The 13,998-nt window shown below is 50.2% G+C and carries 10 protein-coding genes, 3 tRNA genes and 2 rRNA genes; 5 read left to right on the top strand and 10 right to left on the bottom strand.

The window, feature by feature from the left end; genetic code table 11:
• Positions 1-80: 80 nt before the first annotated feature.
• Positions 81-1,577: an NCS1 family nucleobase:cation symporter-1 gene (locus ACF2G4_RS18375; protein WP_215847545.1), complete on the top strand. Its 1,497-nt coding sequence runs from the start codon at positions 81-83 to the stop codon at positions 1,575-1,577.
• Positions 1,578-1,725: 148 nt separating this feature from the next.
• Here the strand turns inward: ACF2G4_RS18375 and ACF2G4_RS18370 are convergent.
• Both ACF2G4_RS18370 and dnaQ read right to left on the bottom strand, forming a co-directional pair.
• Positions 1,726-1,802: transfer RNA gene (locus ACF2G4_RS18370), tRNA-Asp, on the bottom strand.
• 134 nt (positions 1,803-1,936) lie between these two features.
• Complete coding sequence (gene dnaQ / locus ACF2G4_RS18365; RefSeq protein WP_215847546.1) at positions 1,937-2,668, bottom strand: DNA polymerase III subunit epsilon; 732 nt, start codon at positions 2,666-2,668, stop codon at positions 1,937-1,939.
• Positions 2,669-2,721: 53 nt separating this feature from the next.
• Between dnaQ and rnhA the strand changes: the two genes are divergently transcribed.
• Positions 2,722-3,189, top strand: coding sequence for a ribonuclease HI (rnhA, locus tag ACF2G4_RS18360; protein ID WP_215847547.1), 468 nt, complete (start codon positions 2,722-2,724; stop codon positions 3,187-3,189).
• Here rnhA and ACF2G4_RS18355 read toward each other — a convergent pair.
• Positions 3,174-3,908, bottom strand: coding sequence for a class I SAM-dependent methyltransferase (locus ACF2G4_RS18355; protein ID WP_409075270.1), 735 nt, complete (start codon positions 3,906-3,908; stop codon positions 3,174-3,176). The genes rnhA and ACF2G4_RS18355 overlap by 16 nt on opposite strands.
• 42 nt (positions 3,909-3,950) lie before the next feature.
• On the opposite strand from ACF2G4_RS18355, the gene gloB reads away from it, so the two are divergent.
• Both gloB and mltD read left to right on the top strand, forming a co-directional pair.
• Positions 3,951-4,706, top strand: a complete 756-nt coding sequence (gene gloB / locus ACF2G4_RS18350; protein WP_409075269.1) for a hydroxyacylglutathione hydrolase — start codon at positions 3,951-3,953, stop codon at positions 4,704-4,706.
• Between the two features lie 70 nt (positions 4,707-4,776).
• The gene (gene mltD / locus ACF2G4_RS18345) at positions 4,777-6,153 is read left to right on the top strand and encodes a murein transglycosylase D (protein ID WP_243080093.1); all 1,377 of its coding nucleotides are present in this window, start codon (positions 4,777-4,779) and stop codon (positions 6,151-6,153) included.
• A gap of 62 nt (positions 6,154-6,215) precedes the next feature.
• Here mltD and ACF2G4_RS18340 read toward each other — a convergent pair whose 3' ends face one another.
• Positions 6,216-7,007: an endonuclease/exonuclease/phosphatase family protein gene (locus ACF2G4_RS18340; protein WP_215847550.1), complete on the bottom strand. Its 792-nt coding sequence runs from the start codon at positions 7,005-7,007 to the stop codon at positions 6,216-6,218.
• A gap of 149 nt (positions 7,008-7,156) precedes the next feature.
• Entirely contained in the window at positions 7,157-8,335 is a 1,179-nt protein-coding gene (locus tag ACF2G4_RS18335) for an MFS transporter (RefSeq protein WP_215847551.1), read from the bottom strand.
• 99 nt (positions 8,336-8,434) lie between these two features.
• Between ACF2G4_RS18335 and yafC the strand changes: the two genes are divergently transcribed.
• Positions 8,435-9,358, top strand: coding sequence for a DNA-binding transcriptional regulator YafC (yafC, locus tag ACF2G4_RS18330; protein WP_409075268.1), 924 nt, complete (start codon positions 8,435-8,437; stop codon positions 9,356-9,358).
• On the opposite strand, the gene dkgB is transcribed toward yafC, so the two are convergent.
• The 5 genes from dkgB to ACF2G4_RS18305 all read right to left on the bottom strand — a co-directional run bounded on the left by dkgB (position 9,355) and on the right by ACF2G4_RS18305 (position 13,908).
• Entirely contained in the window at positions 9,355-10,158 is an 804-nt protein-coding gene (gene dkgB, locus ACF2G4_RS18325) for a 2,5-didehydrogluconate reductase DkgB (protein ID WP_409075267.1), read from the bottom strand. The two genes, yafC and dkgB, sit on opposite strands and share 4 nt — an antisense overlap.
• Positions 10,159-10,325: 167 nt before the next feature.
• Positions 10,326-10,402 (bottom strand) — tRNA-Asp (locus tag ACF2G4_RS18320).
• A gap of 98 nt (positions 10,403-10,500) precedes the next feature.
• A 5S ribosomal RNA gene (gene rrf, locus ACF2G4_RS18315) occupies positions 10,501-10,616 on the bottom strand.
• Between the two features lie 96 nt (positions 10,617-10,712).
• Positions 10,713-13,619, bottom strand: a 23S ribosomal RNA gene (locus tag ACF2G4_RS18310).
• Between the two features lie 214 nt (positions 13,620-13,833).
• Positions 13,834-13,908: transfer RNA gene (locus tag ACF2G4_RS18305), tRNA-Glu, on the bottom strand.
• Positions 13,909-13,998 lie beyond the last annotated feature (90 nt).

Genomic DNA, 13,998 nt, shown 5'->3' with positions numbered 1-13,998 from the left:
AAAACAAATTTGGCCTGGATCCTGCAATACCGTTTCACGCTGTAATTAATTTTCATCGTATCAACAGAGGAGCAGGTTTCATGCCAAATCATACAACGGTGGCCAGCAAGGCCTCTGAAGCCAATGCACATTACAGCCCAAGGCTGTGTAATGAAGACCTGGCACCGACGCGCGATCAAAACTGGTCGTGGTACAACATTTTCTCTTTCTGGATGTCGGATGTGCATAGCATGGGCGGCTATGTTGTGGCGGCGAGTTTCTTTACGCTGGGCTTAGCCAGCTGGCAGGTTTTACTCTGCCTGCTGGTCGGGATTTGCATTGTGCAGATCTGCGCAAACCTGGTGGCAAAACCGAGTCAAATGGCAGGCGTTCCCTATGCAGTGATTTGCCGTCAGGCGTTTGGCGTGTTTGGTGCCAATATTCCTGCGGTGATTCGCGGTTTGATCGCCTTTGCCTGGTACGGCATTCAGACTTATCTCGCCGCTAATGCCTTAATGCTGGTGCTGCTGAAATTCTTCCCTGTGCTTTCGCCGATGACGCAATCAAGCTGGCTCGGCTTATCCCTGCTGGGCTGGTGCTGCTTTGGCGTGATGTGGTTATTACAGGCGATGGTGTTTTGGCATGGCATGAGTGCCATTAAACGCTTTATTGACGTGGCGGGCCCGGCGGTATACGTGGTGATGGTGGCGTTAGCGGGTTGGATTGTATACAAAACGGGTTTCGATGGGATTTCACTGACGCTTGCCAGCAAGCAGCTGACAACCGGTGAACAGAGCTGGCAGATGCTCACCGCCACTGCGCTGGTGGTCTCCTATTTCTCCGGCCCTTTACTTAACTTTGGCGATTTCTCACGCTATGGAAAAAGCATGGGCGAAATTCGTCGTGGCAACCGCTGGGGCTTACCGTTTAACTTCCTGCTGTTTTCTATTGTCACGGTGGTGATTGTTTCTGGAACGCAGTCGCTGTTTGGCAGAATGATTACCGATCCGATTGAAACCGTGAGCATGGTGGGTAACGATCTCGCGGTCGCTATTGGCTTGCTAACCATGATCACCGCGACAATTGGCATCAATATCGTGGCGAACTTTGTCTCTCCGGCTTTCGACTTTTCCAACTGCTCACCGCAAAAAATCAGCTTCCGTACCGGCGGCATGATTGCGGCAGTAGGCTCTGTTTTGTTAACGCCATGGAACCTGTTTCAATCACCTGAACTGATTCACTACACACTGGATGTGCTGGGTTCGTTTATTGGGCCGCTGTTCGGCATTCTGTTAGTCGATTTTTATGTGATTAAACGCAGCCGTATCTATGTTGATGAGCTGTTTAACGATACGCCGCAAGGTCGCTATTGGTACCGCGGAGGATTTAACCCGAAAGCGATTGCAGCGCTGCTGCCTTCAGTAGGGATTTGTCTGGTGATCAGCTTTATTCCTTCTCTGCACGCCGTCGCGAATTTCAGCTGGTTTATTGGTGTGGCTTTGGGCGGCGGTTGCTACCGTTATCTGGCGCGTGCCGATCGTGAAGTAGATGAGAAAATGGCTGATTACCGTGGTAGCGTCGCGGTGCAGAAAGAGTGATTTGAGGTGGGGAGTGAATGCACTTTATTTGTGCACGCTCTCCTGCCTGCTTTTAGGGAAGTGAGCAAAATGCCGATTCGCCACCGCCTATCCAAAAGCTAAAAAGCAAAAAGCCGATTCATTTCTGAATCGGCTTCTTTAAATAGATTGGCGGAACGGACGGGGCTCGAACCCGCGACCCCCTGCGTGACAGGCAGGTATTCTAACCAACTGAACTACCGCTCCGCGCTTTGTTCCCCGTCGAGAACGAGGCGCATAGTAATAGCAGCTAAATCCGCCGTCAACGCTTTTTCTTTCATAGCTTATCGTTTGCTGTTTTTTTCATCTGGACGGTGTTTTCCTCAACAAAATCACCCGGTTCACCCGCGCCACAAACAGCTGCCGCCCTTCTTCATCACTAAGTCGAGACGTGATTCGTGCGCCACCACTTCTTCTTCGTTGGCAGAAACCACACGCAGTGCCGACGCTGGACGCACAATGCGCTGGATGCCGCCTTCCTGGTTTTGCTGCGACTTGTCCCCTTCCATGGAAAATGTCAGTGAGGTTTGGCCGCCGGTCATGGTGAGGAAGACTTCAGCAAGGATCTCGGCATCAAGCAATGCGCCGTGCAGCGTTCGTTTGCTGTTATCTATTTCATAGCGCGAACACAACGCATCCAAACTGTTGCGCTTGCCAGGAAACATTCTGCGCGCCATCGCGAGACTGTCGGTGATCTTGCAAAACGTTTCCGTTTTCTCGATTCCCCGCTGCAGCTTGCTGAACTCGTAATCCATGAAGCCGATATCAAACGAGGCGTTATGAATGACTAATTCAGCGCCACGAATGTAATCCAGAAACTCGTCAGCGATTTCGCTGAAGCTGGGCTTGTCCGCCAGAAATTCATCTGCAATACCATGCACGCCAAAGGCTTCGGGGTCCACCAGCCGATCGGGCTTCAAATAGAGATGAAAGTTATTGCCGGTCAGGCGACGGTTGATCACTTCCACCGCACCGATTTCGATGATGCGGTGACCCTCATAATGAACCCCGATCATGTTCATGCCGGTGGTTTCTGTATCGAGTACGATCTGGCGGTTATTTGCAGTGCTCATAGGACCTGTTTTATGTCAGACTTGGCGTTTTGTCAGAAGGAAGTCTACCAGAGATGCGCAAACAGGTAGAAATATTCACCGATGGATCTTGCCTTGGTAATCCCGGCCCAGGCGGTTACGGTGCCATTTTACGCTATGGTCAACATGAGAAAACGTTCAGCGCGGGCTATCGCCTGACCACCAATAATCGCATGGAGTTGATGGCTGCGATTGTTTCGTTGGAAGCACTGACTCAGCCTTGCAATGTGGTGCTAAGCACCGACAGCCAGTATGTACGTCAGGGCATTACCAGTTGGATTCATAACTGGAAAAAGCGTGGCTGGAAAACGGCAGATAAGAAACCTGTCAAGAACGTCGATCTTTGGAAACGTCTCGATACCGCACTCAGTACCCACAAAATTGAGTGGGAATGGGTTAAAGGTCACGCCGGGCATCCTGAGAATGAGCGCTGCGATGAACTGGCTCGCAGCGCTGCAGGCAACCCCGCTTTTGAGGATATCGGTTATCAGCCTGAATCTTGATCTTTTGCCTGACGAAACTGACGCGTGGCGTTAACCGTTTGACGCACCTGCGATTTGCTCAGGCTCTTTTTGGCTTTGGTTGGCGTTAGCGGGAAAGTCCGCTTACGCGCCACCACAATATTCAGACAACCCAGCGCCGGTAAATGGGCGCTGATCAGCTTGCCGCCCTGCCGATGCCACGGCAAAACCTGAAAGCGCGTGCGGAAAACGACTTCATAATTCAGCAAGCCTAGCCAGTCGAGTAAACGCATCTGACTGAACATCCGGCCACTCCACGGCGCTTTTCGGTGAACCATCGGCACAAACTTACTGATGCCGAGTAAGCTAAACGGATTGAAGCCGCTGATAATCATCCAACCATCATCGATTAATACCCGATCAACTTCGCGCAATACACGATGAGGATCTTGATTCCACGCCAGCGTATGCGCCAGCAAACAGGCATCAACGGATTTAGATTCAAACGGTAATTGCGAAGGATCTGCCCGTACCTGTAACAGGTCACCTTCACTGCCCACATTAACCTGATGCGAGATAGCGCAGTTTTCGGTATTGATTTCTGCACTCAGGTTGCCAAGCTTAAGCATATGAAAGCCATAAAGCTTTCCGAGATAGGGTTGAAGTTGCTGCGTCAGCGCGTCGCGAAAATATTCTCCCCATGGCATGTCTTGCCATGAGAGCGGCGCGGTCAGAATTTGGCGTGTTTTAGCGGGCTTCATGCTTTACCATCTTCCTTTTCCTACGACCTGCGAGAGGTGATTATGAATCTTACCAGTATTCCGGCGTTGCAAGATAACTACATCTGGACGCTGACAGATAATGAAGGAAAATGCCTGATTGTCGATCCAGGCGAAGCGCAGCCAGTGGTGGAAAAAGTCAAAGCCAATGGCTGGCAACCTGTCGCAATTTTGCTCACGCATCATCATAACGATCACGTAGGTGGTGTGAAAACCCTGCTTGAACACTTCCCTGACATTGAGATTTTCGGACCACAAGAAACCGCAGATAAAGGTGCAAAAACCCTGGTAAGTGAAGGGGATCAGGTGAGTGTGTTAGGCATGACCTTTGACGTGATCGCTACCCCCGGGCACACTTTAGGACATATCTCATATTACAGCGCCCCTTACCTTTTCTGTGGCGACACAATGTTTTCTAGCGGCTGCGGCAGGCTTTTTGAAGGAACTGCCGAGCAAATGTATCAATCATTTCAAAAGCTTAATACATTACCTGAAGAAACTTTAGTCTGTTGTGCTCATGAGTATACGTTATCCAATTTAACCTTTTCTGCGGCTATTCTGCCTCATGACCCGCAAATTATGGCTGAATTCCAGAAAATTAAGGACTTACGTGCCAAAAACGGCATTAGTTTGCCCACAAAACTGGCGCACGAACGGTCAATAAATTTATTTTTGCGTACGCAAGACCCTGATTTACAACGCGCTTTGAACGTTGACCCTTCAGGAAGGCCGATATGGCATACATTTGCCGTTCTACGCGAGAAGAAAGATAGTTTCTGACATTTCGGGTTGTGTTGTGAAAAGTCGTCAAGTATAGTTGCTCGTCTTTTAAGCGACTATTGACACACACATGAAGGCTAAAGCGATATTACTCGCCTCGGTCTTGCTGGTTGGATGCCAGGCTTCACGGAATGACGCCAACATCCCAGAACAGCATGCCCAGAGTCTGTCTTCAGCTGGTCAAAGTGAAAATGGAAAATACGGAGACGAATTATTGTCACCGCGATGGCAGGAAGATGGAACTGGCCTCGCAGACGACAGTGATCTCTGGAGTTTCATTAGTGACGAGTTGAAGATGGGGATTCCGGAAAACAGCCGGATCCGCGAACAAAAAACAAAGTTTTTAAAGAATAAGAGCTATCTCCACGATGTAACATTACGGGCAGAGCCGTACATGTACTGGATAGTCGAGCAAATACAGAAACGTAAAATGCCGATGGAACTAGTACTGCTACCCATAGTGGAGAGCGCTTTTGACCCTCGCGCAACATCATCCGCCAATGCCGCAGGCATTTGGCAGATCGTTGCTGCTACCGGGCGAAACTATGGTTTGAAACAGAACCAATACTATGATGGTCGACGCGATGTGGTCGCTTCAACCAAAGTTGCACTGGATATGATGCAACGCCTTAACACGATGTTTGACGGTGACTGGTTATTAACCATCGCGGCTTACAACAGTGGTGAAGGGCGTGTATTGAAGGCGATGAAACAGAATAAGGCGCGCGGTAAGCCCACCGATTTCTGGCATCTTTCGCTTCCACGTGAAACCACGGTTTACGTCCCTAAAATGTTGGCTTTGAGTGAACTGCTCAAAAACAACAAGCGTTACGGTATTAAACTGCCAGCACCTAATGAAAGCCGCGCTCTGGCGCGTGTTGAAGTAGGTCAGCAGATGCAGTTGACGCAAGCCGCTGAAATGGCCGGTATGTCGCTCAGTAAATTAAAGAGCTTCAATACGGGCTATAAAGGGGGTGCTACAGCACCAAATGGACCGCACTATATTATGGTGCCTAAGTCCAACGTCGCAAAGTTGCGTAATTCACTGGCTTCCGGTGATATCGCAGCCGTACAGCCAACGCAGCTAGCGAAAGCCAGCGCAACCGGTGGGTACAGAGTGCGCACGGGTGATACGCTTTCCGGTATCGCTAATAAGCTGGGCGTCAGCATTGCCACACTGAAGCAGCAAAACAACCTGCGCAGTGCAGCTATCCAGCCCGGTCAAACATTGAACGTGGGCACTAGCGGCACCAAGCTGGCTGATAACGGCAACAGCATCACCTATCGTGTTCGTAAGGGTGATTCTCTTGGCAGTATTGCAAAGCATCACGGCGTCAATATCAAAGACGTGATGCGCTGGAACAGTGTGCTGGATAACTCAAAAGATATTCAGCCAGGCGATAAGTTAACGCTGTTTGTAAATAATAGCGCAACACCAGATACCTGATACGTCGAAAAGGCTGACAATTGTCAGCCTTTTTCTTTTATACCTTTCTGCTTTACATCAGTTCAGCGTTTCGAGTTGAACTCTACCAGTAATGGATTGTGATCCGAGGCACGAGTCACTAACACTGATGCTTCGCTAACATTCATGTCGCGATAGAAAACAAAATCCAAGGGACGCCCAAACGCTTTACGGCGATGGTCGGCAGTAAACATCACCTCTTCCAGATCCATTTGCTGTGCAAACCGATACAGCGCATTGATACGCTGCCGACTCCAGGCATTAAAATCCCCTGCCATGATAACCGGCCCACGATGATGCGTGATCTGCTCACCAATCGGTCCCAACTGTTTACTGTAAACATCAACGCCAAGGCTAAAATTCACGGCATGGATGTTTACGACCATTAGCATTTCACCGGTCGGTAAAGGATAAGCAGTAATGAGCGCCGACTTTGCGAGCCGTAAGAGCGGTTCACGCTCTCGTAACGGGCAGCAATAGACAGGATGCGCCGAAGCTAAGGTCATGACTCCTGAGGGATGCTGTGGCAGCACGAAAGCAGGAACCTGATCGGCTGCGAGATAGTTGCTGGTAGCAAAACGTACCAGCTCTGGCGTAGTCTGCGCCTCCTGAAGCAAAACCAGATGCGCGTCTTTACCGAATCCCTCTAACACTGTCATCCAGTCTGCACGCTGCTGCTTGAAAATATTCCATACCAATACCTTTAAGTTAGGATTGGCAGGCAGCGGAGCACCGGGAGGAAGCGCTTGTCCGAGATGAAGCATTGCACCCGGCGGGAAGATCTGTTCCGCTGGCTGTCCCGCGACATATCGCATTGCATAAGTTTTTTTCCGCACTTTCCCGCCTGACTAATTACTCAACAAAGTATATCTCTTGTCTGTTATAGGGATTTTAGTACGGGGTTTCAATCAATGTCGGTGAATGTCGGAATTCATCTCATTCCTAATGTGCAAAACAGCCGGCGGATTGCAGGCTGTTTCGGGTTTTATTCCATCACTGGCTCGGAGCTAGGCCGATCAAGGCGGCCACTTAGCCGAATCAATAACAGAGCAGAAAAAACGATAAGCGCGCCAATCCACGGCGTTTGAGACAGCCCATAATGTTGAACTACATAGCCTCCAATTGTCGATCCTAACGCAATACCGACATTGAAAGCGGCGATGTTCAGTCCTGACGCAACATCAACCGCGCCGGGTGTATAACGTTCCGCTTTCTGTACTACATACACTTGCAGGCCAGGCACATTGCCAAACGCAAATATTCCCATCACCAACACGGTTGCTAAAGCTGCCCAATGAAGTGAGGCAGTGAACTGAAATAGGAGCAACGATAGCGCCAACGCAGCAAAAATCAGGCTGAGCGCCCGTACCGGGCCTTGTGTATCTGCCAGCTTGCCACCCCAAATATTACCGATCGCGACAGACACGCCATAGCCGAGCAAAATAATGCCTACTGCCGAAGGTGAGAACCCCGCTAACTGCTGCATGACAGGCGCTAAAAATGTAAAGGTGGTAAAAACTCCGCCATATCCTAGCGCGGTAATGGCGTAGATCAGCATCAAGCGAGGATTAACTAAGACCTGTGCCTGTTGTAACAGACTCGTGTTTTTGGGTTGGGCGATATTACGCGGAATAAGTATAGCGCTCGCGATTAAAGCTATGACACCCAGCAACGATACAGCGAGGAAACTTTCGCGCCAGCCAAAATGTTGACCAATAAAGGTTCCCATCGGAACACCCGTCACTAAGGCAACGGTTAATCCACCAAACATGATAGCAATGGCGCTGGCGGCTTTATCTTTACTGACCAGGCTGGTGGCAATTGTTGAACCAACAGAGAAGAAAACGCCATGCGCCAGCCCTGTCAGCAAGCGAGCAATGATCAGCGTGTTGTAATCGGGGGCTCGCCAGGCAACGATGTTGCCCATCGTGAACAGCGCCATTAATCCTACAAGTAAATATTTACGCGGTAATTTTCCTGTCAGCGCAGTCAATACTGGCGCGCCTACCGCAACGCCTATTGCATAGATCGATACCAGCATTCCTGCTGAAGGTAAGGTAATGGTCATCTGTTCGGCGATCGTCGGGATCAATCCTACAATGACAAATTCAGTTGTTCCTATAGCGAATGCGCTGATGGTTAGCGCCCAAAGAGCAAGTGGCATAATTAACTCCATCCAATGATTGATGGCCGCTAGTATTGCCGCATGCTTTAATAACAAAAAGATGCAAAATAACAATAGTCTTTTGTCTGGAGGGAAATAGTGAAAGCATCTTCTGAAGAGCTAAAAGTGTTTGTTAGCGTGGTTGAAAGCGGGAGCTTTAGTCGCGCCGCCGAGCAACTGCACATGGCAAACTCGGCTGTAAGTAGGACCATCAAGAAGTTAGAAAATAAGCTCGGCGTTGCGTTGCTTACGCGAACAACACGACATTTAGCGCTAACACAAGAAGGCGAGCGTTATTTCAGACGGGTGCAAAGTTTCTTACAAGAAATGACATCGGCAGAAAATGATTTAATTGAAAGCCGTTACGCACCAAAAGGTTTATTACGAGTGGATGCAGCAACGCCGGTTATTCTTCATCTACTTATGCCAATGATTAAACCCTTCCGCGAACGTTATCCTGATGTCACTTTGTCGTTAATTTCCTCTGAAAGCTTCATCAATTTGATTGAACGCAAGGTGGATGTGGCTATTCGAGCAGGTAATTTAACGGACTCAACACTGCGAGCCAGACTGCTATTTATTAGCTATCGAAAATTGGTAGCTTCACCTGAATATCTTGAAAAAAGGGGGACGCCGCACAATGTTACAGATTTAGATCGCCATGAGTGCCTGGGCTTTGTTGATCCTTCGCGTCTAAATCGCTGGCCTGTTGCCCAGGAAAGCGGTGAGCTTTACGATATTCATTTGGGAATGTCTTCTAATAGCGGCGAGACCATCAAACAGCTTTGCCTAAACGGCAATGGCATCGCATGTTTGTCTGATTACATGATCGATAAAGAAATTGCTGAGGGAAAGTTAATGGAGGTATTAGCTGAGCAGCGGCTCCTTGTAGAAATGCCGTTTAACGCGGTTTACTACAGCGACATGGGAGTAAGCCAGCGCGTGCGTGCATTTATTGATTTTCTTAGTGAGTGGATGAGTGAACAGCCCTGGCGCGTGCAGGACTGTTTAAGCAAAACTTAATCCCAGTCAGGTGCCAGTCCTTCAGGACTAACCAAACGATGATTACGATCTAATGAAGCAATCTGCATCATATCATCTTCATCCAGTGTGACTTTTATAGCGTCAAGATTACTGACTAAGTTATCACGCTTGGTTGAAGATGGAATAACTGCGTACCCGAGCTGCATAGCCCATGCCAGAACAGCCTGAGCTGCAGTTATCTGATGCTTCATCGCAATCGCTTGAATAACCTCGTTTTTCAAAGCTTCACCATATGCCAGCGTCATATAAGAAGTGATGGGAATAGCATGAGTATTTGCAAAATCTACAACCTGGCGGTTCTGTAAAAAGGGGTGAAGCTCAATCTGATTTGTAGCGATATTTACAGCACCAACCGCATTAATCGCCTGCTGCATAAGATCTATCGTAAAGTTTGATACGCCTATTTGACGCGTTAACCCTTGCTGCTTCGCTTCCATAAGAGCTTGCATGCTTTCAGCTACTGAAATTGCTGCGCCTGGAGAAGGCCAATGGATCAGCGTTAGATCGATATAATCAGTTCTTAGCTTTTCTAAACTCTCTTTGAGACTGGTAATCAAATCGTCTTTCGAAAGGTTTTCGACCCATATTTTCGTGGTAATGAATAAGTCATTACGAGCAATGTCACTTTCAGCGATCGCCTGACCAATAGCCGCCTCATTTTCATAGATCTGAGCGGTATCAATGACGCGATAACCAACGTCTAAGGCAGTTTTTACTGAATGAATAACGACATCATTTTGCAAACGGAAGGTCCCAAGACCAAAAGCGGGAATAGACATTTTATCCTCATTAATGTGAACGGAATTATATAATGAGGTCATTTTGACAGGGTTATTCTTGCTGATTAAGTCGCTGAGAAGCAGAAGATAATTGATTTTTAATCAACCTACCGTTTTTTGCACAAATGAAAAAGCCCTGACTTTTCAGTCAGGGCTTATCAATTAAGTGGCGGAACGGACGGGGCTCGAACCCGCGACCCCCTGCGTGACAGGCAGGTATTCTAACCAACTGAACTACCGCTCCACCGATTCTGTACTGCCGCCCGCGCTGCAGGCTGCAGGTGTTTCGCCCCCGCCGCGTCACCCGCGGGGTCACGACCAGCGTGCTGGTCTTAAATTGATGCCTGGCAGTTCCCTACTCTCGCATGGGGAGACCCCACACTACCATCGGCGCTACGGCGTTTCACTTCTGAGTTCGGCATGGGGTCAGGTGGGACCACCGCGCTACAGCCGCCAGGCAAATTCTGTTGTCCCGCGCCGCTTTCGCCGCGCAGGGTTATCCGTCGAACAAGCTGAAAATCTCTGTCTCTCAACCAAAACGCCTCTGGCGTTGTAAGGTTAAGCCTCACGGGTCATTAGTACCGGTTAGCTCAACGCATCGCTGCGCTTACACACCCGGCCTATCAACGTCGTAGTCTTCAACGTCCCTTCAGGACCCTCAAGGGGTCAGGGAAAACTCATCTCGGGGCAAGTTTCGTGCTTAGATGCTTTCAGCACTTATCTTTTCCGCACTTAGCTACCGGGCAGTGCCACTGGCGTGACAACCCGAACACCAGCGGTGCGTTCACTCCGGTCCTCTCGTACTAGGAGCAACCCCCCTCAGTTTTCCAGCGCCCACGGCAGATAGGGACCGAACTGTCTCACGACGTTCTAAACCCAGCTCGCGTACCACTTTAAACGGCGAACAGCCGTACCCTTGGGACCTACTTCAGCCCCAGGATGTGATGAGCCGACATCGAGGTGCCAAACACCGCCGTCGATATGAACTCTTGGGCGGTATCAGCCTGTTATCCCCGGAGTACCTTTTATCCGTTGAGCGATGGCCCTTCCATTCAGAACCACCGGATCACTATGACCTGCTTTCGCACCTGCTCGAGCCGTCACTCTCGCAGTCAAGCCAGCTTATGCCATTGCACTAACCTCACGATGTCCGACCGTGATTAGCTGACCTTCGTGCTCCTCCGTTACTCTTTAGGAGGAGACCGCCCCAGTCAAACTACCCACCAGACACTGTCCGCAGCCCGGATTACGGGCCTACGTTAGAACATCAAGCATTAAAGGGTGGTATTTCAAGGTTGGCTCCACGCGGACTGGCGTCCGCGCTTCAAAGCCTCCCACCTATCCTACACATCAAGGCTCAAGGTTCAGTGTCAAGCTGTAGTAAAGGTTCACGGGGTCTTTCCGTCTTGCCGCGGGTACACTGCATCTTCACAGCGAGTTCAATTTCACTGAGTCTCGGGTGGAGACAGCCTGGCCATCATTACGCCATTCGTGCAGGTCGGAACTTACCCGACAAGGAATTTCGCTACCTTAGGACCGTTATAGTTACGGCCGCCGTTTACCGGGGCTTCGATCAAGAGCTTCTCCTTGCGGATAACCCCATCAATTAACCTTCCGGCACCGGGCAGGCGTCACACCGTATACGTCCACTTTCGTGTTTGCACAGTGCTGTGTTTTTAATAAACAGTTGCAGCCAGCTGGTATCTTCGACTGGCTTCAGCTCCGGGAGCAAGTCCCTTCACCTACGCGCCAGCGTGCCTTCTCCCGAAGTTACGGCACCATTTTGCCTAGTTCCTTCACCCGAGTTCTCTCAAGCGCCTTGGTATTCTCTACCTGACCACCTGTGTCGGTTTGGGGTACGATTTTGTGTTACCTGATGCTTAGAGGCTTTTCCTGGAAGCAGGGTATCAGTTACTTCAGCACCGTAGTGCCTCGTCGTCACGCCTCAGCCTTGAGGCCGTCCGGATTTACCTGGACTGCCAGCCTACACGCTTAAACCGGGACAACCGTCGCCCGGCTAACCTAACCTTCTCCGTCCCCCCTTCGCAGTAACACCAAGTACAGGAATATTAACCTGTTTCCCATCGACTACGCCTTTCGGCCTCGCCTTAGGGGTCGACTCACCCTGCTCCGATTAACGTTGAACAGGAACCCTTGGTCTTCCGGCGAGCGGGCTTTTCACCCGCTTTATCGTTACTTATGTCAGCATTCGCACTTCTGATACCTCCAGCAGACCTCACAGTCCACCTTCGACGGCTTACAGAACGCTCCCCTACCCAACGGCGCTTACGCGCCGCTGCCGCAGCTTCGGTGCATGGTTTAGCCCCGTTACATCTTCCGCGCAGGCCGACTCGACCAGTGAGCTATTACGCTTTCTTTAAATGATGGCTGCTTCTAAGCCAACATCCTGGCTGTCTGTGCCTTCCCACATCGTTTCCCACTTAACCATGACTTTGGGACCTTAGCTGGCGGTCTGGGTTGTTTCCCTCTTCACGACGGACGTTAGCACCCGCCGTGTGTCTCCCGTGATAACATTCTCCGGTATTCGTAGTTTGCATCGGGTTGGTAAGCCGGGATGGCCCCCTAGCCGAAACAGTGCTCTACCCCCGGAGATGAGTTCACGAGGCGCTACCTAAATAGCTTTCGGGGAGAACCAGCTATCTCCCGGTTTGATTGGCCTTTCACCCCCAGCCACAAGTCATCCGCTAATTTTTCAACATTAGTCGGTTCGGTCCTCCAGTTAGTGTTACCCAACCTTCAACCTGCCCATGGCTAGATCACCGGGTTTCGGGTCTATACCCTGCAACTTAACGCCCAGTTAAGACTCGGTTTCCCTGCGGCTCCCCTATACGGTTAACCTTGCTACAGAATATAAGTCGCTGACCCATTATACAAAAGGTACGCAGTCACCCCATAAAAGAGGCTCCCACTGCTTGTACGTACACGGTTTCAGGTTCTGTTTCACTCCCCTCGCCGGGGTTCTTTTCGCCTTTCCCTCACGGTACTGGTTCACTATCGGTCAGTCAGGAGTATTTAGCCTTGGAGGATGGTCCCCCCATATTCAGACAGGATACCACGTGTCCCGCCTTACTCATCGAGCTCACAGCTTGTGCACTTTTGTGTACGGGACTATCACCCTGTACCGTCGGACTTTCCAGACCGTTCCACTAATGCACAAGCTGATTCAGGCTCTGGGCTGCTCCCCGTTCGCTCGCCGCTACTGGGGGAATCTCGGTTGATTTCTTTTCCTCTGGGTACTTAGATGTTTCAGTTCCCCAGGTTCGCCTCGCAACACTATGTATTCATGTTGCGATGATGCACTGAGTGCACCGGGTTTCCCCATTCGGACATCGACGGCTGTAGCGGTTCATATCACCTTACCGTCGCTTTACGCAGATTAGCACGTCCTTCATCGCCTCTGACTGCCAGGGCATCCACCGTGTACGCTTAGTCGCTTAACCTCACAACCCACAGGCGTTTTGCAACGCTGCGTGCTGTAAGCATTTGAGAGACTCGAACGCGTCGCCTGTGCACCCCTTATTACGGAGGGATGCGGCGCGCGTCGTTTCAATTTTCAGCTTGTTCCGGATTGTTAAAGAGCAATATCTCAAACACGGCTGAAAAGCCGGCTTTGAGATATTTTGTGGAGACACCTTTCACCTGTCACCAAGCAAGTGGCGTCCCCTAGGGGATTCGAACCCCTGTTACCGCCGTGAAAGGGCAGTGTCCTAACCGCTAGACGAAGGGGACACAAAGGTGTGTCACGACTTCGCAGCCGTCTTGCTCATTACTTTTCTATCAGACAATCTGTGTGAGCACTTCGCGGGAAGGTATCTTCAG

It is taken from the genome of Pantoea phytostimulans (genome assembly GCF_046118715.1).
GTDB lineage: Bacteria > Pseudomonadota > Gammaproteobacteria > Enterobacterales > Enterobacteriaceae > Pantoea > Pantoea phytostimulans.
The sequence above is the reverse complement of the archived record's forward strand: the minus strand, read 5'-3'. Positions and strand labels throughout refer to the sequence as shown.